The 19248-nt window shown below is 63.1% G+C and carries 22 protein-coding genes; 5 read left to right on the top strand and 17 right to left on the bottom strand.

Annotated elements, in window-relative coordinates; genetic code table 11:
* Nucleotides 1-197: 197 nt before the first annotated feature.
* Nucleotides 198-908 carry a tRNA-uridine aminocarboxypropyltransferase gene (locus BMW49_RS04300; protein WP_069516055.1) on the top strand — a complete coding sequence of 237 codons (711 nt, stop codon included), beginning with the start codon at nt 198-200 and terminating at the stop codon, nt 906-908.
* On the opposite strand, the gene BMW49_RS04295 is transcribed toward BMW49_RS04300, so the two are convergent.
* On the bottom strand, nt 903-1793 hold the full coding sequence (locus BMW49_RS04295; RefSeq protein WP_069516232.1) for a DMT family transporter: 891 nt from the start codon (nt 1791-1793) through the stop codon (nt 903-905). The genes BMW49_RS04300 and BMW49_RS04295 overlap by 6 nt on opposite strands.
* Nucleotides 1794-1985: 192 nt before the next feature.
* Between BMW49_RS04295 and erdR the strand changes: the two genes are divergently transcribed.
* Together erdR and BMW49_RS04285 are read left to right on the top strand one after the other, a co-directional pair.
* Entirely contained in the window at nt 1986-2645 is a 660-nt protein-coding gene (erdR, locus tag BMW49_RS04290; RefSeq protein WP_069516054.1) for a response regulator transcription factor ErdR, read from the top strand.
* A gap of 68 nt (nt 2646-2713) precedes the next feature.
* Nucleotides 2714-3079, top strand: coding sequence for a diacylglycerol kinase (locus BMW49_RS04285; protein WP_069516053.1), 366 nt, complete (start codon nt 2714-2716; stop codon nt 3077-3079).
* A gap of 20 nt (nt 3080-3099) precedes the next feature.
* Here BMW49_RS04285 and BMW49_RS04280 read toward each other — a convergent pair whose 3' ends face one another.
* Entirely contained in the window at nt 3100-4026 is a 927-nt protein-coding gene (locus BMW49_RS04280) for a LysR family transcriptional regulator (RefSeq protein ID WP_069516052.1), read from the bottom strand.
* Between the two features lie 106 nt (nt 4027-4132).
* Between BMW49_RS04280 and fpr the strand changes: the two genes are divergently transcribed.
* Nucleotides 4133-4912, top strand: coding sequence for a ferredoxin-NADP reductase (gene fpr / locus BMW49_RS04275; RefSeq protein ID WP_069516051.1), 780 nt, complete (start codon nt 4133-4135; stop codon nt 4910-4912).
* A gap of 268 nt (nt 4913-5180) precedes the next feature.
* Here fpr and BMW49_RS04270 read toward each other — a convergent pair whose 3' ends face one another.
* From BMW49_RS04270 to BMW49_RS04225, 11 genes are all read right to left on the bottom strand, one after another.
* A complete protein-coding gene (locus BMW49_RS04270) occupies nt 5181-6527 on the bottom strand; it encodes a GGDEF domain-containing protein (protein WP_090390858.1) in 1347 nt (448 codons plus the stop codon).
* A gap of 93 nt (nt 6528-6620) precedes the next feature.
* On the bottom strand, nt 6621-7313 hold the full coding sequence (tsaA, locus tag BMW49_RS04265) for a tRNA (N6-threonylcarbamoyladenosine(37)-N6)-methyltransferase TrmO (protein ID WP_069516230.1): 693 nt from the start codon (nt 7311-7313) through the stop codon (nt 6621-6623).
* Nucleotides 7314-7386: 73 nt separating this feature from the next.
* A complete protein-coding gene (locus BMW49_RS04260) occupies nt 7387-8157 on the bottom strand; it encodes an SDR family oxidoreductase (protein ID WP_069516049.1) in 771 nt (256 codons plus the stop codon).
* Nucleotides 8158-8290: 133 nt separating this feature from the next.
* Entirely contained in the window at nt 8291-8752 is a 462-nt protein-coding gene (locus BMW49_RS04255) for a YehS family protein (RefSeq protein WP_069516048.1), read from the bottom strand.
* A gap of 54 nt (nt 8753-8806) precedes the next feature.
* On the bottom strand, nt 8807-9517 hold the full coding sequence (locus BMW49_RS04250) for an rRNA pseudouridine synthase (protein WP_069516047.1): 711 nt from the start codon (nt 9515-9517) through the stop codon (nt 8807-8809).
* A 140-nt stretch (nt 9518-9657) separates the two neighbouring features.
* Entirely contained in the window at nt 9658-9744 is an 87-nt protein-coding gene (locus tag BMW49_RS25770) for a small membrane protein YohP (protein ID WP_482822333.1), read from the bottom strand.
* A 309-nt stretch (nt 9745-10053) separates the two neighbouring features.
* Nucleotides 10054-10755 (bottom strand): ABC transporter ATP-binding protein, encoded by a 702-nt coding sequence (locus tag BMW49_RS04245; RefSeq protein WP_069516046.1) that lies wholly within the window; start codon nt 10753-10755, stop codon nt 10054-10056.
* Nucleotides 10755-11522, bottom strand: a complete 768-nt coding sequence (livG, locus tag BMW49_RS04240) for a high-affinity branched-chain amino acid ABC transporter ATP-binding protein LivG (RefSeq protein WP_069516045.1) — start codon at nt 11520-11522, stop codon at nt 10755-10757. Before livG ends, BMW49_RS04245 begins: the two co-directional genes overlap by 1 nt.
* Nucleotides 11519-12781 (bottom strand): high-affinity branched-chain amino acid ABC transporter permease LivM, encoded by a 1263-nt coding sequence (locus tag BMW49_RS04235; protein WP_069516228.1) that lies wholly within the window; start codon nt 12779-12781, stop codon nt 11519-11521. The genes livG and BMW49_RS04235 overlap by 4 nt, the downstream gene beginning before the upstream one ends.
* Nucleotides 12781-13704: a high-affinity branched-chain amino acid ABC transporter permease LivH gene (gene livH / locus BMW49_RS04230; protein WP_069516044.1), complete on the bottom strand. Its 924-nt coding sequence runs from the start codon at nt 13702-13704 to the stop codon at nt 12781-12783. Before livH ends, BMW49_RS04235 begins: the two co-directional genes overlap by 1 nt.
* 115 nt (nt 13705-13819) lie before the next feature.
* Nucleotides 13820-14941, bottom strand: coding sequence for a branched-chain amino acid ABC transporter substrate-binding protein (locus BMW49_RS04225; RefSeq protein WP_069516043.1), 1122 nt, complete (start codon nt 14939-14941; stop codon nt 13820-13822).
* 297 nt (nt 14942-15238) lie between these two features.
* On the opposite strand from BMW49_RS04225, the gene BMW49_RS04220 reads away from it, so the two are divergent.
* Nucleotides 15239-15544: a DUF2288 domain-containing protein gene (locus BMW49_RS04220; RefSeq protein ID WP_069516042.1), complete on the top strand. Its 306-nt coding sequence runs from the start codon at nt 15239-15241 to the stop codon at nt 15542-15544.
* A gap of 276 nt (nt 15545-15820) precedes the next feature.
* On the opposite strand, the gene phnE is transcribed toward BMW49_RS04220, so the two are convergent.
* Genes phnE through BMW49_RS04200 form a run of 4 tightly spaced genes read right to left on the bottom strand, consistent with a single transcriptional unit; the run spans nt 15821 to nt 19057 of the window.
* Nucleotides 15821-16591 carry a phosphonate ABC transporter, permease protein PhnE gene (gene phnE, locus BMW49_RS04215; RefSeq protein ID WP_069516041.1) on the bottom strand — a complete coding sequence of 257 codons (771 nt, stop codon included), beginning with the start codon at nt 16589-16591 and terminating at the stop codon, nt 15821-15823.
* Nucleotides 16588-17415, bottom strand: a complete 828-nt coding sequence (locus tag BMW49_RS04210) for a PhnE/PtxC family ABC transporter permease (RefSeq protein WP_069516040.1) — start codon at nt 17413-17415, stop codon at nt 16588-16590. Before BMW49_RS04210 ends, phnE begins: the two co-directional genes overlap by 4 nt.
* On the bottom strand, nt 17409-18209 hold the full coding sequence (locus tag BMW49_RS04205) for a phosphonate ABC transporter ATP-binding protein (protein WP_069516039.1): 801 nt from the start codon (nt 18207-18209) through the stop codon (nt 17409-17411). Before BMW49_RS04205 ends, BMW49_RS04210 begins: the two co-directional genes overlap by 7 nt.
* Nucleotides 18206-19057 (bottom strand): putative selenate ABC transporter substrate-binding protein, encoded by an 852-nt coding sequence (locus BMW49_RS04200; protein ID WP_069516038.1) that lies wholly within the window; start codon nt 19055-19057, stop codon nt 18206-18208. Before BMW49_RS04200 ends, BMW49_RS04205 begins: the two co-directional genes overlap by 4 nt.
* Nucleotides 19058-19248 lie beyond the last annotated feature (191 nt).

Below are 19248 nucleotides of genomic sequence, written 5' to 3'. Positions count from 1 at the left end.
CTGGCGCGCTGTACGTTCGCCGGCTGCGAGCAGTGCTACATGGTACCGAGCGCGGCGCTGCTTGTCCGGTCATGCGTTTACGGGAACTGCTTGAACGCTTGCCGGGCAGTCTCTACTGGTAGACTTGGCGACCTTCTATTTGGCGGCGTTGCGATGTTTGTTTTGTATGACGTGCCCGTTTGCTCGGTTAACGTGCGATGAGCCACGCAGTAGCCCGTTTGCGGGAGGCGCGCCTGGCGCGCAGTGAAAAACCGTTTCTGGCCCGTGGTTCGCGGGCCATACGCTGTGCGAGCTGTCGTCTGGCCGTGACACACTGCCTGTGCGACTGGCGGCCGCGGATCGCCACCCAGTCCGGGTTCTGTCTGGTCATGCATGATGTCGAAGCGCTCAAGCCGAGCAATACCGGTTGGCTGATCGCCGACGTTGTTGCCGATACCAGCGCTTTCGGCTGGTCGCGGACTGCGGTGGAGGAGGCGCTGCTGGCCGTCCTGGCCGACCCGCAGTGGCAACCTTTTGTGGTCTTCCCGGGTGAATATGCAGCGCCTGAGCGGGTGGTCAATCAGGTTCAGGCGGTTGACGGTAAGCGGCCACTGTTCATCTTGCTGGATGCGACCTGGACCGAGGCACGCAAGATGTTTCGCAAAAGCCCGTATCTGGACAGCTTGCCGGTGTTGAGCCTATCGCCCGAGCAGCTCTCGCGTTACCGGCTGCGCCGCTCCAAGCGCGATGATCATTTGTGTACCGCCGAGGTGGCGGCGCTGTGCCTGGAACTGGCAGGGGATACAAAGGCTGCCGGGGCGCTGGATGCGTACCTGGATGTTTTCAGCCAGCATTACCTGGCAGCCAAGGCGCCCCGCGCCGTCGATCTGGATGATGCACTGCACCAGCAACTGCGCACCTTTCTATGAGGCCTTGAGTACGCTCGCCGGGCGTGGCCAGAGTTGCGCCAGGAGCATGCCGCAAAACATCAGGGCGCAGCCCAGGTAGCCTTTCAGGTGCAGGGTTTCGCCGAGCAGCCAGGCTCCGGCGATGGCTGCGAATACCGCTTCCAGCGAGAGGATGATGGCTGCATGGGAGGCGATGGCATCTTGCTGTGCGACAACCTGCAGGGTGAAACCCACGGCCACGCCGAAGAGTCCGCCATACAGAATGGCCGGTGCGGCGGCGAGGATGGCGTCCCAGCGAATATCTTCCAGCGCGACCGCCAGCAGCAGGCTGATCAGGGCGCATACGGCAAACTGCACCACTGCCAGGTGCAAAGGGTTATGACGGCTGGCGAAGGCCCCCACCAGCAATACGTGCACGCCCCAGACGAACGCACCTATCAGTTGTAACCAGTCACCTGCTGCCACGCTGAAACCATCGCCTACGCTGAGCAGGAACATGCCGATTACCGCAAGGCTTGCGCCGAGCCAGATGCCGAGGCCGGTTCGCTGGCCAAGCAATAACCCCAGCAGCGGTACCACAATCACATAGAGGCCGGTAATGAAGCCGGCATTGGTCACGCTGGTGAACAGCAGACCGACTTGCTGCAGGTTGATGCCCAGCGCCAGTACCAGCCCCATCAGGCCACCTGATAGCAGCAACGAGCGCTCAATTGCCGGACGCTGGGCGCGCCCACGGAGCAGGGGCAGCACCAGCAGCAGTGCCAGCGTCGCCAACAGAAAGCGCAGCCCGGTATAGAGGAAGGGGCCAATCGCATCCATACCGAGTCGCTGTGCAACAAAGGAAAATCCCCAGATCGCTGCAGTGAGCAACATCAACAGGTCAGCTCTGAGGGCGGTATGGTGCATGCAGCAGTTCTCGTGAAAGGGGCGCAGACTGTGCCGCAAAGCACAGCGCTTGACCACCCCACCAGCGCTGCACATGCTGATAGCGCCTGCGGCGCATTCCCGTGCGCAGCGTGCCATAATCGTGCAGATCGTCACCGGCTGCAGGATCGCAGCCCATAGATGATTGCCCGTATAACAAGAACAGGACCTGCCATGGCCGCTTACGACATCCTCATCGCCGATGACCACCCCTTGTTTCGCAGTGCGCTGCAGCAGGCCCTGATGCTCGGCCTGGGCGCCGATACGCGTCTGGTCGAGGCCGCCAGCATTGCCGAGCTGGAGAGCTGCCTGGCAGACAAGCAGGACTGGGATCTGGTGCTGCTCGACCTGAATATGCCGGGTGCCTACGGCTTCTCCGGTCTGGTGCTGTTGCGCGGGCAGTATCCGCAGGTTCCGGTGGTGATGATCTCGGCCCAGGAGGATGTGGCCGTGGTCGCCCGTTCCCGGGAGTTCGGCGCCAGCGGTTTTATCCCCAAGTCGAGTTCGCTCGAGGTTATCCAGCAGGCTGTCCGTCAGGTGCTCGATGGCGATGCCTGGTGGCCCGTGCAGACCGAGGCCGCGGCGACTGTGTCGGCCGAGGCCAAAGCTGCCAGCGCTGGCCTGGCGAGCCTGACGCCCCAGCAGTTCCGGGTGCTGACCATGGTCTGTGATGGCCTGCTGAATAAGCAGATCGCCTACGAGCTGAGCGTCTCCGAAGCGACGGTCAAGGCCCATGTCACGGCGATCTTCCGCAAGCTAGGCGTGCGTACCCGCACCCAGGCGGCGCTGCTGCTGCAACAGCTTGAGTCGATTCCTGCACCTGCGAACGCTTAAGCGTCGGTTAATCTTCCTTCGGCAGGCTGCGTGAGCGGTCTGTCCTTTCTCGTTGCGATGATCCTTTCATGTCCCCATTCAAGGGCCACACCGGCCTGCGACGTATCCTTAATGCAACCGGCTATTCGATGGACGGCCTGCGCGCCGCGTTTACTGGTGAGGCTGCGTTTCGTCAATTGGTCTGGCTCAACGCCGTATTGATCCCGCTGGCCTTCTTCGTCGATGTCAGCCGTGGTGAGCGCGCGTTGATGATTGGCGTGTGCCTGCTGGCGCTGATCGTGGAGCTGCTCAACTCGGCAGTTGAGGCGGCGATCGACCGGATTTCCCTCGAACTGCACCCACTGTCGAAAAACGCCAAAGATATGGGCAGCGCCGCGCAGTTTGTCTCGCTGACCCTGATTGGCAGTGTCTGGCTGGTGATTCTGCTGGGCTGAGTCGCGCAATGGTCAGGTGGCTAATTCACTGGCGGCAACACGATCTCGTCACTGCGCCTGACGCCCGCCGTCATGGCCCGGCACAGTTCGAGAAACTCGCGCATCGCGGCAGTCTGGTACTTCTGTTTGTGCCAGATGAAGTAGAACTGCCGGCGCAGGTCCAGGTCCGGAGTTTCCACCGCAACCAGGCTGCCACGGCGGAAGGCATCACGCAGGGCCAGGCGCGAGATGCAGCCGATGCCCAGCCCAGATTCCACGGCGCGCTTGATCGCTTCGGTATGCTCCAGTTCGAGGCGAATATTCAGCGCGCGCGGGTGATGACGCATGGCCTGGTCGAAGGTCAGCCGCGTTCCCGAACCCTGCTCGCGGAGGATCCAGGCCTCTTCGCTGAGCGCCTGCAGGTCCGCCTGGCCAGCGGCAGCCAATGGGTGGCTGGGCGCGCAGAAAACCACCAGCTCATCCTCTACCCAGGGCTGAACCTCGATGTCCGGGTGATGGCAGTCGCCTTCGATCAGGCCCAGGTCGAGTTCGTAATGGGCGATCTGCTGCACCACATGGGCGGTGTTATGCACCTGTAGCTTGACCCGGCATTCCGGGTGGCGCTGCATGAAACTGCCGATCAGCAGGGTGGCCAGGTAGTTGCCCACGGTCAGGGTGGCGCCCACGTTGAGCGAGCCAAAACCGCTCTTGCCCCCGAGTAGACGCTCTATTTCCTTGGCCTGGTCGATCAGCGCCACGGCCTGGGGCACCAGTTGGTGGCCCAGGGCATTGAGGCTCAGGCGCTTACCGGCGCGGTCGAACAACTGGCAATCGGTCTGGCGCTCCAGTTCGGTGAGCGCGGTGCTGGTGGCCGATTGCGACAGCGACAACGATTGCGCGGCGCGCGAGACGCTTTCCTGCTGGGCTACGGCGACGAATACCTGAAGTTGTCTGAGGGTAAATCGCATATCTATATAACCGATAACCTATATCGTAATAATCCACTTAACAGATATTGTGCGCGTCCCTAGAATGCAGCGCAATCGACCCTTTAGTCCCTTGAGGTATGCCTGCATGAGCAATCTGAACGTCGAGCGTGTGCTCAGCGTCCACCATTGGAACGATACCCTGTTCAGCTTCAAGTGCACCCGCGACCCGGGCCTGCGCTTTGAAAACGGCCAGTTCGTGATGATTGGCCTGCAGCAACCCAACGGCCGACCGCTGATGCGTGCCTACTCGATCGCCAGCCCCAACTACGAGGAGCATCTGGAGTTCTTCAGCATCAAGGTGCCAGACGGCCCGCTGACCTCGCAGCTGCAGCACCTCAAGGAAGGTGACGAGATCGTCATCAGCAAGAAACCTACCGGCACCCTGGTGCTGGACGACCTGCTGCCGGGCAAACACCTGTACCTGCTCAGCACCGGTACCGGCTTGGCGCCGTTCATGAGCGTGATCCAGGACCCGGAAACCTACGAGCGTTTCGAGAAAGTGGTGCTGGTACACGGCGTGCGTTACGTCAATGAAGTCGCCTACCGCGAGTTCATCACCGAGCACCTGCCGCAGAACGAGTACTTCGGCGACGCGCTCAAGCAGAAGCTGATCTATTACCCCACGGTGACCCGTGAAGAGTTCGAGAACCAGGGCCGCCTGACGGACCTGATGCGCAGCGGCAAGCTGTTCAGCGATATCGGTCTGCCGCCGATCAACCCGCAGGACGACCGCGCGATGATCTGCGGCAGCCCGAGCATGCTCGACGAAACCAGCGCCGTACTCGACAGCTTTGGCCTGACCATTTCCGCGCGCATGGGCGAGCCAGGTGACTACCTGATCGAACGTGCCTTCGTCGAAAAATAAGCGCCTGCCGCACCCGCAAGAACCCGCCAATTGGCGGGTTCTTGCATTCTGGGGTTATTTATTGGCGATGTCCCAGTAACCTGTTGCACGGCGACGATGCTTTTGTGGGAGCCGCGCCCCGCGGCGAATGCCAGGGGCAACGCTGAAATAACTGAATGGCTGCAATCGATTCGCCCCGAGGCGCGGCTCCTACGCGTGTTCGGTAGTTCACCCTGGTGCTGCGTGATGGCTTACACGGGATGCAACACGATTTTGGGACATAGCCTATCTATTCGCTGAGCAGAACGCGGTTACCGCCGCTGTGCTTGGCCTTGTACATGGCCTGGTCCGCCAGGCTCAGCAGTTGCTGCGGTGTATCGCCGTGTGTGGGATACAAGGCAATGCCGATGCTGGTGCGTATCAGCTGGGGCTGGCCGTTGAGGTCGAATGGCTGGTCCAGCGCGGCACGGATCTTTTCCGCGACGGCCGTGATGTCGTCGAGGGCATGCCCGCGTTCGAGCAATACGACGAATTCGTCACCGCTCAGGCGCGCTACAGTGTCGCTTTCGCGCACGCTGTCGCGCAGACGCTGGGCGACCTGCTGTAGCAGTAGATCACCGGCCGCGTGCCCGTAGCTGTCGTTGACCTGCTTGAATTTGTCCAGGTCGAGAAACAGCAGGGCCAATTGCGTCTGCTCGCGCCGTGCACGGGCCAGGGCCGTCTCCAGGCGGTCGTTGAACAAGCGCCGGTTGGGCAGCTGGGTCAACTGGTCGTATTGCGCCATGAAGTGCAGGCGGGTGAGCAGTTGCTGGCGTTCGATGGCCACGGCCACCTGGGTCGAGACGAACTGCAGCAGCTCCAGATCGGCCTCACTGTAGCGCTCGCTCTCCTGGTAGCTCTTGATGATCAACGCGCCCTGGGTGCCATCCTGTGTGGGCAGCGGTACTCCGAGCCAATACAGCGCCTCGGCTTCCAGGGATGCAGCCTGTTCGAGTGCAGCCGAGCGTGTTGTCGGGGTTACCAGCATGGGCTCGCCGCCGAGGATCACCCGTGTGCTCAACGGCAAGGCGTCGAGGCTGGTAGGCGGGCTGTCCGGGTAACGCTGGTCGCTGTGGTAGGGGAAACTCAGGTGCGCCGTATCGGGCTCGTAGAGTGCCACGCAGAAGTTATGCGCCGGTAATAACTGAGCGATGATGCCGTGGATCTGGCGACACAGTTCGCTGATATCGCCGGCTGCGTGGGCTGCCTCGGAAATCGCATAGAGCGCGGCCTGCAGGGACTCGCTGCGCTTGCGCTCGGTGATGTCGCGGGCCACACCGATACGCAACTGGTGGTCGTCCGACCAGCGTGCGGACCACATGATGTGCGCCACCTGGCCGTCCTTGCGCACATAGCGGTTCTCGAAGTACGGCTTGAGTGTGCCGGACATCACCTCTTCAGCCACCTGCTGGGTGGCGGCCCGATCCTCGGGCAGCACCAGGTCAATGAGTGGCTTGCCTATCAGCTCTTCAGGGGTGTAGCCGAAGATGCGCTCGGCAGCCGCACTGACGAACACGAAGCGTCCGTCCTTGTCGACCACGCAGACGGCGTCGAGCAACAGGTCCAGTACATGGGGCATCGAGTGGGTTAAAGGCATGCGTTCATCCGGGCAGGCCTGCTGCACCATAAGGATAGGGCACTCTGTCACTGATGCAGGGCTGGCTGTCAACTGCTTGCGAGCATAGGCCATTCAAGCGTCCAGCACCTGCAGGACGCAAATGATCCCCGCCTGCGGGTAGTGCCACTTGACCTCGACATCCCACAGGCGCACACCGTAACGTCGCTCCGGGGTCGGCTGCTGGTAGGCCGGGCGCGGGTCTTGGGCCAGGCATTGCTCAATCAGTGCCTCCAGGGGTTCGCCCAGGCGCTCACCGTGGGTGTGTGCCTGCAGACGCGCGCTGGCCTGCCAGTGCACCTCGATCAAGGCGGGCGCGGCACTGGCCAGGTCGTTGCGGGCAGCCGGCAGGCTGTCGGCATAAGGTACGTAGGGTTTGATATCGATCACCGGCGTGCCGTCGAGCAGGTCGATGCCGGACAACCACAGGCGTCCCGGCTCCACCCGTTCCAGGGTGACCACTGATTGGCCGATGCCGTTGGGCCGGTGCGTGGCGCGGGTGCTGAAGACACCGACCGACTGGTTGCCGCCCAGGCGTGGTGGGCGCACCTTGAGCCGCGGCTTCTCCTCCAGCGCCTGATGGAAAAGAAACAGCAGCCAGACATGGCTGACCTGCTCGAGCCCTTGCACGGCCTCGCCGCTGTCGAACGGCGGCACCAGTTCCAGCACGCCGCGTGCTGCTGGCGCCAGGTGTGGCTGTCGCGGGATGGCGAACTTTTCCTTGAAGCAGGCGCGGACGAAACCAACAGGCGTGACGGTATGGGACATGGGCGGGTCATCGGCAGAGATGCGCGCCATGGTAACCGGCGCGCCTGTTCAGGTCATGCTCCGCGCATTGGCCTCAGAGATGAAAGCCGCCATCAATGGGAATAATCGCGCCGGTCATATAGGCCCCAGCGGTGCTCGCCAGGCTAATGGCCAGGGCGGCCATTTCCGCTTCGCGGCCCCAGCGTTTCATGGGGATCAGCGCACTGTCGCTGGCTAATGCGGCCTCGTCATTGGCGATATGTCGGGTCATCTTGCTGGGGAAGCGCCCTGGGGCGATCACATTGACGTTGATGTGTTCGCTTACCAGTTCGCGGGCCAGCATCCGCGACAGCTGATGCAGGGCGGCCTTGCTCGGCCCATAGGCGTAGGCGTCTTCGCCGTGGGACGTGAGCCCGGCGACCGAGCCGATATTGATTACCCGCGCCGGGTTCGCCTCACAGCCGGCCTGGCGCAGCAGCGGTAACAACTGCTGGATGCAACTGAATACCGCCGTGACGTTGAGTTGCATGACCTTTTCCCAGCCCTTGACCGGGTAGCTCTCCAGCGGTGCGCCCCAGGTGGTGCCGGCGTTGTTGACCAGGATATCGAGCTGATCAATACGCCCCTGAAGCGCCTCTGCCAGGGCTTTTGCCCCTTCCTCGCTGGCGAGATCGGCCGCGATGCCGTGGCACACGCCATAGGCGGACAGTTCTTGCGCAGTGGCCGCGCAGGCCGCCGCGTCGCGGGCGCAGATGTATACGCTGGCGCCTGCTTCGGCAAAGCCTTTGGCAATCATCTTGCCGATGCCGCGGGTGCCGCCGGTAACCAGGGCGGTGCGGCCCTGTAGGGAGAAGTAAGGGTGCATGGCAAGCGTCCTGTCAGAGGGATGCCTGCACCCTAAACCGCTGGCAGCAGTGACGCAGTCACTATTGTCGGCGTAAATGGGCGCTTATCGGGCGCCGCGGGTATGAGCGGCGCGGCAGTGTGTAGCCCGTCTGTCAGCCGCGCTCGCGCAGGGTCAGGCCCTTGAGGAAGTTGCGCAGGAACTGGTCGCCGCAGGGGCGGTAGTTGCTGTGGCCGACCTTGCGAAACAGCGCGCTCATTTCCGGCTTGGAAACCGGGCAGTCAACGCTGTTCATGATCGCGTGCATGTCGTCTTCCTTGAGCTCGAAGGCCACGCGCAGCTTTTTCAGTACCTGGTTATTGCTGATCGGCAGCTCCAGCGGTTGCGGTGCGCGGCTGTCATCCTTGCCGCGGCGCTGGTAGACCAGGCCATCGAGCGCATGGGCCAGCACTTCGTCCGGGCAGGCGACGAAGCCTTCTTCGTCCTCTTTTTTCAGCAGGTCGGTGAGGTCGTCGGCGCCAGTAGGATGGCCGCCGAGGGTGATCAGTTCGGCCAGCTCGGCATCGCTGATGTCGAGCAGGTAGCGCAGGCTGCGCAGCACGTCGTTAGTGAGCATGTAAGGGTTTCCTGGGTGAGGTTGGGCTGCTGCAGGCAGGCGCCAGTAAAAAGATTAGAAGCGTTCGCGGCTGGCCAGGTAGCGCCATTCGCCGCCCGGCACCTTGCCCATGGGCACGCCGCCGATGCGGATGCGCTTGAGGCTGAGCACGGTGAGGTCGACGCTGTTGCACATAAACACCAACTGGCCGGGGAGGGGGTTCTTCAAGGCGAAGCGCAGGCGGGTTTCGTTTTGCCAACTGACTTTGCACGGCGCCAGGGCGCTGCCATTGAACACCAGGCCATGGTTGAGGCGCTTCAACTGGGCTGGGGTAAGGCTGCCACTGACCTCGACCACATACTCCTGCTCCAGCTTGGCCTGGTCATCCTTGAGCTTGCGCTCAATGCGCCAGTCCTGGGTCAGTACATGCAAGCCGTCGGCGCCGGCTTGCAACGGCAGGCAGGGCACGAGGCGCTTGAGATGGCTGGCCAGTGGGCGAATGCCGGCGCTATCGTCAGCCCAGTGCTGGGGCAGGGCGAGGGCTTCGACGGTGCGCTCGACGTTATGCCCGGTCGGCACGTTGAGCAGCAGGGTGATGGGCTCTAGCGGTGTGGCCTGGGCACCCGGTAACAGTTCGACGCGTTGCTCGCTGACCTTGAACTGCGGCGCATCGACCACTTCGCCATCGACCAGCACCCAGCCGCCTTCGATATAGAGTTCGGCTTCGCGGCGCGAGCAGCCCACCAGTTCGATCAGGCGTTTGGACAGGCGGACGGGTTCGGTCATGGCAGGTCATCGGCAGAAAAAAGTGGCGCCATTGTAACCGCCATGGCGCTCGGGCGTGCTCGCTTTGCGGCAATGGCCATGAAAAAGCCGCTCGAATGAGCGGCCAGGTCTTGGGAAGCAAAGGCGTATCAGTGCCTGTGTCAGAAAATCAGACTGAACAAGCCGATCACGACCAGCAGGCCGATCAGAAAGATGATGCCGATGGTGCTGCCAAGAAATTTCAACATGAGGAAGGCCTCTGGTTAAGGGGTTCCTTATGTCCGACTGAGCTGCGCGCGCTTTTGTTCAGGTCAATATTGTGGGGGCGGGCGGGTAAGGCCGTATGGGATGGTGGATGCCTGGTGCGCGCGGCGCACGCTACGGCCATTGTAGGAGCGAATTTATTCGCGATGATGTAGCAGCGCGTAGCCTGGGTCGAGCGAAGCGACACCCGGGACATCAATTCCCGGGTATCGCGGTGCTCAACCCAGGCTACTGACCTGAGCCCACATGAATAAAAAAGCCGCCCGGTTGGGCGGCTCTTGGTATTGCGGGTCTCATCCGCCGAGGTAGGCGTCGCGGACCTTGGGGTCGTTGAGCAGCTCCTGGCCGCTGCCCTGCATGACGATCCGGCCGTTCTCCAGCACGTAGCCACGGTCAGCCAGCTTGAGCGCCTGGTTGGCGTTCTGCTCGACCAGAAACACCGTCACACCGTCCTTGCGCAGCTGTTCGATGATGTCGAAGATCTGCTGGATGATGATCGGCGCCAGGCCCAGGGAGGGTTCGTCGAGCAGCAACAGCTTGGGCTTGCTCATCAGCGCACGGCCGATGGCGAGCATCTGCTGTTCACCGCCGGACATGGTGCCGGCACGCTGGTCGAAACGCTCCTTGAGCCGCGGGAACAGGTGCAGCACCTTGTCCAGTTGCTCCTGGAAATCGGCCTTGTCGGTAAAGAACCCGCCCATGGCCAGGTTCTCTTCCACGGTCAGGCGGGCGAACACGCGGCGACCCTCGGGCACCACCGCAATGCTCTTGCGCATGATCGCCGGGGTTTCCTGACCGACCAGCTCTTCACCCTGGTAGCGGATGCTGCCACTGGTGGCCTGGGGCGTGCCGCAGAGCGTCATCAGCAGGGTCGATTTACCGGCGCCGTTGGCACCGATCAGGGTGACGATCTCGCCCTGGCGAACCTCGACGCTGACGTTGTGCAGCGCCTGGATCTTGCCGTAGAAGGTGCAGACATTGTCGAAATACAGCATCACGCTTCTCCCAGGTAGGCTTTGATCACATCCGGGTTTTCGCGGATCTGCTCCGGTGTGCCGTCTGCCAGGGGCGTGCCCTGGTTGATCACATAGATGTAGTCGGAAATGCTCATCACCAGCTTCATGTCGTGCTCGATCAGCAGCACGGTGACATTGTGCTGGTCACGCAGCACGCCGATCAGCGCCTTGAGGTCTTCGGTTTCGCGCGGGTTGAGGCCAGCAGCTGGCTCGTCGAGCATCAGGATGCTCGGCCGGGTCATCATGCAGCGGGCGATTTCCAGGCGGCGCTGCTGACCGTAGGCCAGGGTGCCGGCCGGGCGGTTGGCGAACTCGGTGAGGTTGACCTGCTCCAGCCAGTGCGCGGCGAACTCCATGGCTTCGCGCTCGCTCTTGCGGAAGGCCGGGGTCTTGAACAGGCCCGCCAGGTAGCTGGTATTGAGGTGACGGTGCTGGGCCACCAGCAGGTTTTCCACCGCAGTCATGTCCTTGAACAGACGCACGTTTTGGAATGTACGTACCACCCCCTTGCGGGCGATCTTGTGCCCGGGCAGGCCTTCGATCGCTTCACCGTTTAGGCGAATGCTGCCGCTGGTGGGCTGGTAGAAGCCGGTCAGACAGTTGAACACGGTGGTCTTGCCGGCGCCGTTCGGGCCGATCATCGACACCACCTGTTTTTCCTTCACGCTCAGCGCGACCCCGTTGACGGCCAGCAGGCCGCCGAAACGCATGGACAGGCCGCTTACTTCAAGAATGGCGCGGCTCATGGTTTCAGCTCCAGGTGCGGGCGCTGCATGGGCAGCAGGCCCTGCGGACGCCAGATCATCATCAGCACCATCAAGGCGCCGAACATCAGCATGCGGTACTCGCTGAACTCGCGCATCAGCTCAGGCAGCAGGATCATCACGATAGCGGCGAGGATGATCCCCAGTTGCGAGCCCATCCCACCCAGCACGACGATGGCGAGGATGATCGCCGACTCGATGAAGGTGAACGATTCCGGCGTGACCAGGCCCTGGCGCGCGGCGAAGAAGCTGCCGGCGAAACCGGCCAGGCTGGCGCCGATGGTGAAGGCCGAGAGCTTGATCGCGGTGGGGTTCAAGCCCAGGGCGCGGCAGGCGGTTTCGTCCTCACGCAAGGCTTCCCAGGCGCGGCCGATGGGCATGCGCAGCAGGCGGTTGACCAGGAACAGGGTCAGCAGCACCAGGGTCAGGGCCAGCAGGTAGAGGAAGATCACCTTGTACTGCGAGTTGTAGGCGAAGCCGAAGTACTCGTGGAAGGTCTGCACGTGCTCAGGCACGCGGCGCTCGAAGGACAGGCCGAACAGGGTCGGCTTGTACTCGTTGGCGATGCTGATGCCGTTGGGGCCGCCGGTGATGTCGGTCATGTTGCGCAGCAGGATACGGATGATCTCACCGAAGCCCAGGGTCACGATGGCCAGGTAGTCACCGCGCAGGCGCAATACCGGGAAGCCCAGCAGGTAACCGAAGAGCGCGGCGATCATGCCGGCAATCGGCAGGCACATCCAGAAGCTCAGGCCGTAGTAGTGTGAGAGCAGGGCGTAGCTGTAAGCGCCGACGGCATAGAAACCGACGTAGCCCAGGTCGAGCAGGCCCGCTAGACCGACGACGATGTTCAGGCCCAGGCCCAGCATCACGTAGATCAGGATCAGGGTGGCGATGTCCACCGCACCGCGGCTGCCGAAGAACGGCCAGGCCAGGGCCACCAGCACCAGGCCGAGGATGATCCAGCGCTGGGTCGAGGGCAGGGTGAGGAAGTTGCTCGCGCTGGCAGGCACTTTGGGCAGGCGTGGGGCACTGGCCATGGCGGCGCCGAGGCGATCACGAAACAGTTGCCAGAAGAACATCACGATGGCAGCGCCAGCGATGGTCCAGAGCACAGCCGGGCTGGCGCCATGGACTTCCAGGCCGATGCCCACGGTGGTCAGCTTCAGGCCGATCACCGGATAGGCCACGGCGATCACCAGCAGGGCGCTGAAAAATGCGGTTTTGAGGTTCTTGGTCATCATACTTTTTCAACCTCCGGACGGCCGAGGATGCCGGTCGGACGGAACAACAGCACCAGGATCAGCAGGCTGAACGCCACCACATCCTTGTACTGATCGCCAAAAATGTCAGCGCCGAAGGCTTCAGCCAGACCGAGCAGCAGGCCGCCGAGCACGGCGCCCGGGATGCTGCCGATACCGCCGAGCACAGCCGCGGTGAAGGCCTTGATGCCGGCGAGGAAGCCCAGGTGCGGGTTGATCACGCCATATTGCAGGCCCAGCAGCACGGCCGCGACACCGGCCAGGGCGGCACCGATGACGAACGTCAGGGCGATGATGTTGTTGGTGTTGATGCCCAGCAGGTTGGCCATCTTCAAGTCTTCGGCGCAGGCGCGGCAGGCGCGGCCCAGGCGCGAACGCGAGATGAAGTAGGTCAGCGCGAGCATCACCACGAAGGTGACGATGAAGATCAGCACCTGCATATAGGAAATCACCACCCCGTTCATGGCGCTTTCACCAATCACAAAGTTGCCCGGCAGCAGGTTGGGGATGGCCTTGTCCTTGGAGTCCTGGGACAACAGGATCTCGTTCTGCAGGAAGATCGACATGCCGATGGCCGAGATCAGCGGGATCAGACGGTTGCCACCGCGCAGGGGACGATAAGCCACCCGTTCGATGCTGTAACCGTAAGCGCTGGCGATGATGATGCTGCCGGCGAACGCGGCGATCATCACGATGGGCAGGCTGTCGAGGCCCATCAGGGTCAGCCCGGCGATTACGATGAAGGCCACATACGAGCCAATCATGTAAACCTCGCCGTGGGCGAAATTGATCATGCCAATGATGCCGTAGACCATGGTGTAGCCAATGGCGATCAGGGCATAAGTGCTGCCAACGGTCAGCCCGTTAACCAGCTGTTGCAGGTAGTGATAAAGATCAGGCATTGCCTAACTCCTGGGTCCGCACGCACGACAGCGCTCGTGGCGCAGCGTAAGACCGGGGTTCTTCTAATAAACAAAGCCCACGGTGCAAACCGTGGGCTTTGGGTTCAGGCGGGAGTTACTTGGCTTCGGACTTGGTGCCGTCTTCGTGCCACTCGTAAACCACGAAGCTGAAGTCCTTCAGGTCACCCTTTTCGTCGAACGCCAGGGCGCCGGTCGGGGTGTCGAAGGTGTTGGCGCGCAGAGCAGCGGCCACTTTGGCGGTGTCGGTATCGCCAGCTTTCTCGATGCCTTCGGCAATCACTTGCACGGCAGCGTAAGCCGGGAATACGAACGGACCGCTCGGGTCTTCGTTCTTGGCTTTGAAGGCCTCAACCAGCGCCTGGTTTTTCGGGTCCTGGTCGAAGGAGCGCGGCAGGGTTACCAACAGGCCTTCGGAAGCTGGGCCTGCGATGGCCGAGATTTCCTTGTTACCCACGCCTTCCGGGCCCATGAACTTGACGTCCAGGCCTTTCTCTTTCGATTGACGCAGCAGCAGGCCCAGCTCCGGGTGGTAGCCGCCGTAGTAGACGAAGTCCACACCGGCTTGCTTGAGCTTGGCGATCATCGCGGAGAAGTCCTTGTCGCCGGCGTTGATGCCTTCGAACAGGACGACCTTGGTGCCTTTGCTTTCCAGGGTCTGCTTGACCGCAGTGGCGATACCTTCGCCGTACTGCTGCTTGTCGTGGAGCACGGCAACAGCTTTGGGCTTGACCATGTCGGCAATGAAGTTGCCAGCGGTCGGGCCTTGCAGGCTGTCGAGGCCGATGGTGCGGAACACCAGCTCATAGCCACGGGCGGTGATTTCCGGGCTGGTCGACGCCGCGGTAATCATCAGGATGCCTTCGTCTTCGTAAATGTCGGATGCTGGCTGAGTGGAGCTGGAGCACAGGTGGCCAACCACGAATTTGACTTCGTCGTTGACGATCTTGTTGGCCACGGCCACGGCTTGTTTCGGGTCGCAGGCATCGTCGTACACCACGCCTTCGAGCTGGGAACCGTTGACGCCGCCGGCCTTGTTGATCTGCTCGATCGCCATCTTGGCGCCGATGAACTGCATCTCCCCGTATTGCGCAACAGCGCCGGTAACCGGGCCCGCCAGGCCGATCTTGATGGTGTCAGCCGCTACCGAGTAGCTGGCAACGCCGGCCATGGCCATGGCGGCAAACAGTTTGGAAATCTGCTTAGTAGCCTTGTTCATAGTGCTCCACTCTTATGTTTGAGTTGTTGTAGTTCTTGCGGCCTTGAAGCAGCAGAACGGGGTCAATTCCCCCGGTCATACCCCCGGCAACTGTACCGGTACAGTGTAGAGCGCGGATTTGCGTCTTGGAAAGCCGGCGGCAGGGGGCAAAACGGGTAGGTGTCGCTTAACTGCAAGGAACGTATAGAAAAACGGCGTGTCTTGCGGGGTCCCGGCAGCGTCAGGCAGCCTTGCCTGAACGCAACGTGACGCTATCATGGCGGCCGCAAAAAAACGCGCATTCATGCAGGGCACACCATGAGCGAACAACTTAGCACCCTCTATGCCAAGCTGCTTGGCGAAACCGCCTCAATTACCTGGCAGGAGCTACAACCCTTCTTTGCTCGCGGCGCAGTGCTGTGGGTCGAGGGCGCCCAAGACCTTGTCGCCATGGCCGCGGGCCTGGCCGAAAACGACCAGGCGCAGGTCCAGCGCTGGCTGCAAGCCGGCGTGCTCGGCAAGCTGGACGATGCCACCGCAGCAGACCTGGCGGAGCGCCAGCCTTCGCTATGGGCCGTAGTGGTAGCGCCCTGGGTGCTGGTCCAAGAACGGGCGAGTGCTTAAGTTACGCACTAAAGTAGGGCGCCGACCTAGAGGGCTTTAGCACAATGCAGTCAGTAGGGTGGATGGCGCTTTTTCATCCACCATTGGGTTGGTGGTTATTCGGGCTGATAACGGTCCCCGGGTGTCGCTTCGCTCGACCCAGGCTACGGGCTGTAGGAGCGAATTTATTCGCGAAATTTGCCGCACAAATCGCGGATAAAGGCCGGTGCCTTCTACGCGCCTGCTCACGCTACATGGGTGCGGCATACGGAAAGTGCCTATTCAGAGCTGGGGCACCTACCCCGCATTGACCCAACGCTGTCGCGCCCAGCCGCTCAGAGCATCCACGGCCAATACCAGTACCAGCATCGCCAGGATCACCGTGGCCGCCTGGGCTTCCTGAAACAGGCTGAGCGATACATAGAGCATTTGCCCCAGCCCGCCGGCGCCGACGAAGCCGAGCACGCTGGCCATGCGGATGTTGTTTTCCCAGCGGTACAGCGAATAGGCCATCAGTTGTGGCCAGACGCCGGGCAGGGTGCCGTAGCAGAACGCGGCGAGACGGCCGCCGCCGCTGAGGCGGATGGCGTCGGCGGGTTCGCGTGGGATGTTTTCCAGGGCTTCGGCGAATAGCCGGCCGAGCACGCCGCTGGTGTGCAGGGCCAGGGCCAGGGTGCCGGCGTTGGGGCCGAGGCCGGCGGCCAGGACCACCAGCGCGGCCCAGACCAGTTCGGGGATGGCGCGCAGGGCGTTGAGCAGCAGGCGTGCGCCCTGCAGCGCAAACCAGCCACAGCGGCCGGCGGCGGGCAGGGCCAGGAGCAAGCCGAGCAGGGCGGCCAGGAGGGTGCCCATGGCTGACATGGCCAGGGTTTCCAGGGCACCTTTACCTATCGCCTGCAGGTGCGCGGCGGAGAAGTCCGGGTTGAGGAAGTTGCCGGCATAGCGGCCCATCTGGCTCAGGCTGTCGCCGCTGACCAGGCGTGTGAGGTCGATGCCGAGATAGACAAACGAGAGCACCACCGCACCGAGCAGGGCCAGCACCAACAGCAAATTGAGCGTGCGGTTCATAGCAGACGCTCGCGCAGTACGCGGCTGAGCTGGTCGGCCAGCAGTACCAAGAGCAAGAACGTCAGCAGCATGCTCGCCACTTCGCCACCGGCAAACATGCGCATCGACAGATCAATCTGCTGGCCCAAGCCGCCGGCGCCGACGAAGCCCATGATCACCGAGGCGCGGATGGCGCACTCCCAGCGGTAGACGCTGTAGGACAGCATCTCGGCCGCGGCATTGGGCAGCACGCCGTAAGCGAACGCGGCCAGGCGCGGGCTGCCGGCGATCAGCAGGGCGCGGGCCGGGCGTGGGTCGACCGATTCGTAAATCTCGGCATAGACCTTGCCGAGCATGCCGCTGTAGGTGATGGCGATGGCCAGCACGCCGGCCGTGGGGCCAAGGCCGACGGCGCGTACGAACAGCAGCGCCCAGACGATTTCCGGCACGCTGCGCAGCACGATCAGCAGCCCGCGTGCCGGCCAGCGCAAGGCCTTGGACCAGGCGCTGGGGTTGCCCTGGCGATGCGCGGCGCTGAGCGACAGCGCGCGGCTGGCCAGTAGTGAGGCGGGCACGGCGAGCAGCAGCGCCAGGGCCATGCCGGCGGTAGCGATGGCCAGGGTTTCCAGGGTGGCGCGGCCGAGTAGCTGGAGAAACTCAGCGCTATGGGCCAGGGGCCAGAAGTCAGCAAGAAAACGCCCCATATTGGCGGCGTTGTCGGCTTGCAGCAGTACGCCCAGGTTCAGCTCGCTGATCTGGATACCGGGCCACAGCACCAGCAGCACCAGCGCGGTGAGCAGCAGGCGCGGCAGGGTGGCCGGGTCGCGCTGCAGGTGGGTCAGCATCGTGGGATCTGCACGCTGCCGGTGGTCGGCGCTTCGCTGTGGCTGGGCTGCAACTGCTCGTTGGCGTACAGCGCCTCCAGGGCTGCCGGCTCGACCGCCTCGCGCGGCAGGTCGAAGACCACGCGGCCCTCGCGCACGCCGATAATCCGCGGGAAGTGCGCCAGGGCCAGGTCGACCGCATGCAGGCTGGCGAGCAGGGTCGCGCCGCGCTGCTGGGCGTCGTCGTTAAGCACCTTGAGGGTGTGCGCGGCGAGCACCGGGTCCATGGCCGACACCGGCTCGTCGGCGAGCATCAGCTCGGGTGCTTGATACAGCACGCGAGCGATGCCGACGCGCTGCAGTTGGCCGCCGGAGAGCTGATCACAACGCTCGAAGCATTTCTCACCCAGGTCCAGACGCTGCAGGGCGGCGCGGGCGCCGTCGATGTCCAGGGGGTAAAGCAGATTGAGCAGGCCCTTGGGCCACGACCACTGGCCCAGGCGACCGGCCAATACCGCCGTGACCACCCGTTGCCGCGCGGGCAGCGGCGGCGCCTGGTGGATCAAGCCGATGCGCGCACGCAGGGTCTGGCGGGCGCGATTGCCCAACTGCCAGGGCTGGCAATCGAGCAGTTGCACGCTGCCGCCGGTGGGCTGCAGGCTGGTGGCGAGCAGGCGCAGCAGGCTGGTCTTGCCGGCGCCAGACGGCCCGATGATGGCGACGCGTTCGCCGCGCGCCACCTGCAGGTCGATCTCGCTGAGTGCCACCTGCCCGTTGGCGTGGGTCAGGCCCACGCCAGCCAGGCGCAGGCTCACTTCAGTAGGCCGGCCGCGCGGGCTGCTTCCTCGATACCGGCGTAGTTTTCCGGCTTGGTCTCGATGAAACGGCTGGCCGCTTGCAGGTCGAGGATCGCCTTGTGCTCCGGGTTAGCCGGGTCGAGGGCGAGGAACGCGGCCTTGATCTTGGCTTGCAGGGCCGGGTCGAGGTTGCCGCGCACGGTCCAGTTGTAGTCGTAGTAGGGCGGGGTGGTGGCGATCACCTTGACCTTGTCGGTGTCGACCTTGCCGGCCGCGACCAGCTTGTCCCACACACTGGCGTTGAGCACGCCGCCATCGGCCTTGCCGGCCTGGACCCAGGCCACGGTGGCGTCATGGGCGCCGGAGAAGGCAATGCGGCTGAAGAAGGTGTCCGGCTGGATGCCGTCCTGGATCATGAAGTAGCGCGGCATCAGGCTGCCCGAGGTGGACGACACCGAGCCGAAGGCGAAGGTCTTGCCCTTGAGGTCCTGCACGGATTTGACCGCCGGGTCGGCGCTGATGAACTTGCTGGTGAACTTTTCGTCCTCGGCGCGTTGTACCAGGGGTACGGCGTTGCCGGTTTTCAGGCGGGTCTGGACGAAGGTGAAGCCGCCTAGCCAGGCCATGTCCAGGCGGTCCGAGGCGAGGGATTCGACTACCGCAGCGTAGTCGGCCACCGGGATGAACTCGACCTGCATGCCGGTTTGCTGTTCCAGGTACTCGCCCAGGGGCTTGAATTTACGCAGCAGTTCGGTGGGCGCTTCGTCCGGGATGGCGGACACGCGCAGTACGTCGGCGGCCTGGGCAAATACAGCGCACAGGGACAGGGCAAAACCGGCGGCAAGCGCCAGGGTAGGACGGGACATGGTGGGTTCTCCGGTTCAATAGCGGGGAAAGCGGGGCGCAGTATAGTGACGCGCTCGGCGCTGTGCAGCTTTCTGCGTAACATTGACCGGTATTTCTCAGCTTGCATGAGTTAACTGTTGAGAACTCTGTAGGAGCGAATTTATTCGCGATATTCACGACACAATCGCGAATAAAGGCTGGGCGCCCCCTT

Source organism: Pseudomonas cuatrocienegasensis, assembly GCF_900110925.1.
Lineage (GTDB): Bacteria > Pseudomonadota > Gammaproteobacteria > Pseudomonadales > Pseudomonadaceae > Aquipseudomonas > Aquipseudomonas cuatrocienegasensis.
Note: the sequence above shows the minus strand (reverse complement) of the source record. Positions and strands in the feature narration are given on the sequence as shown.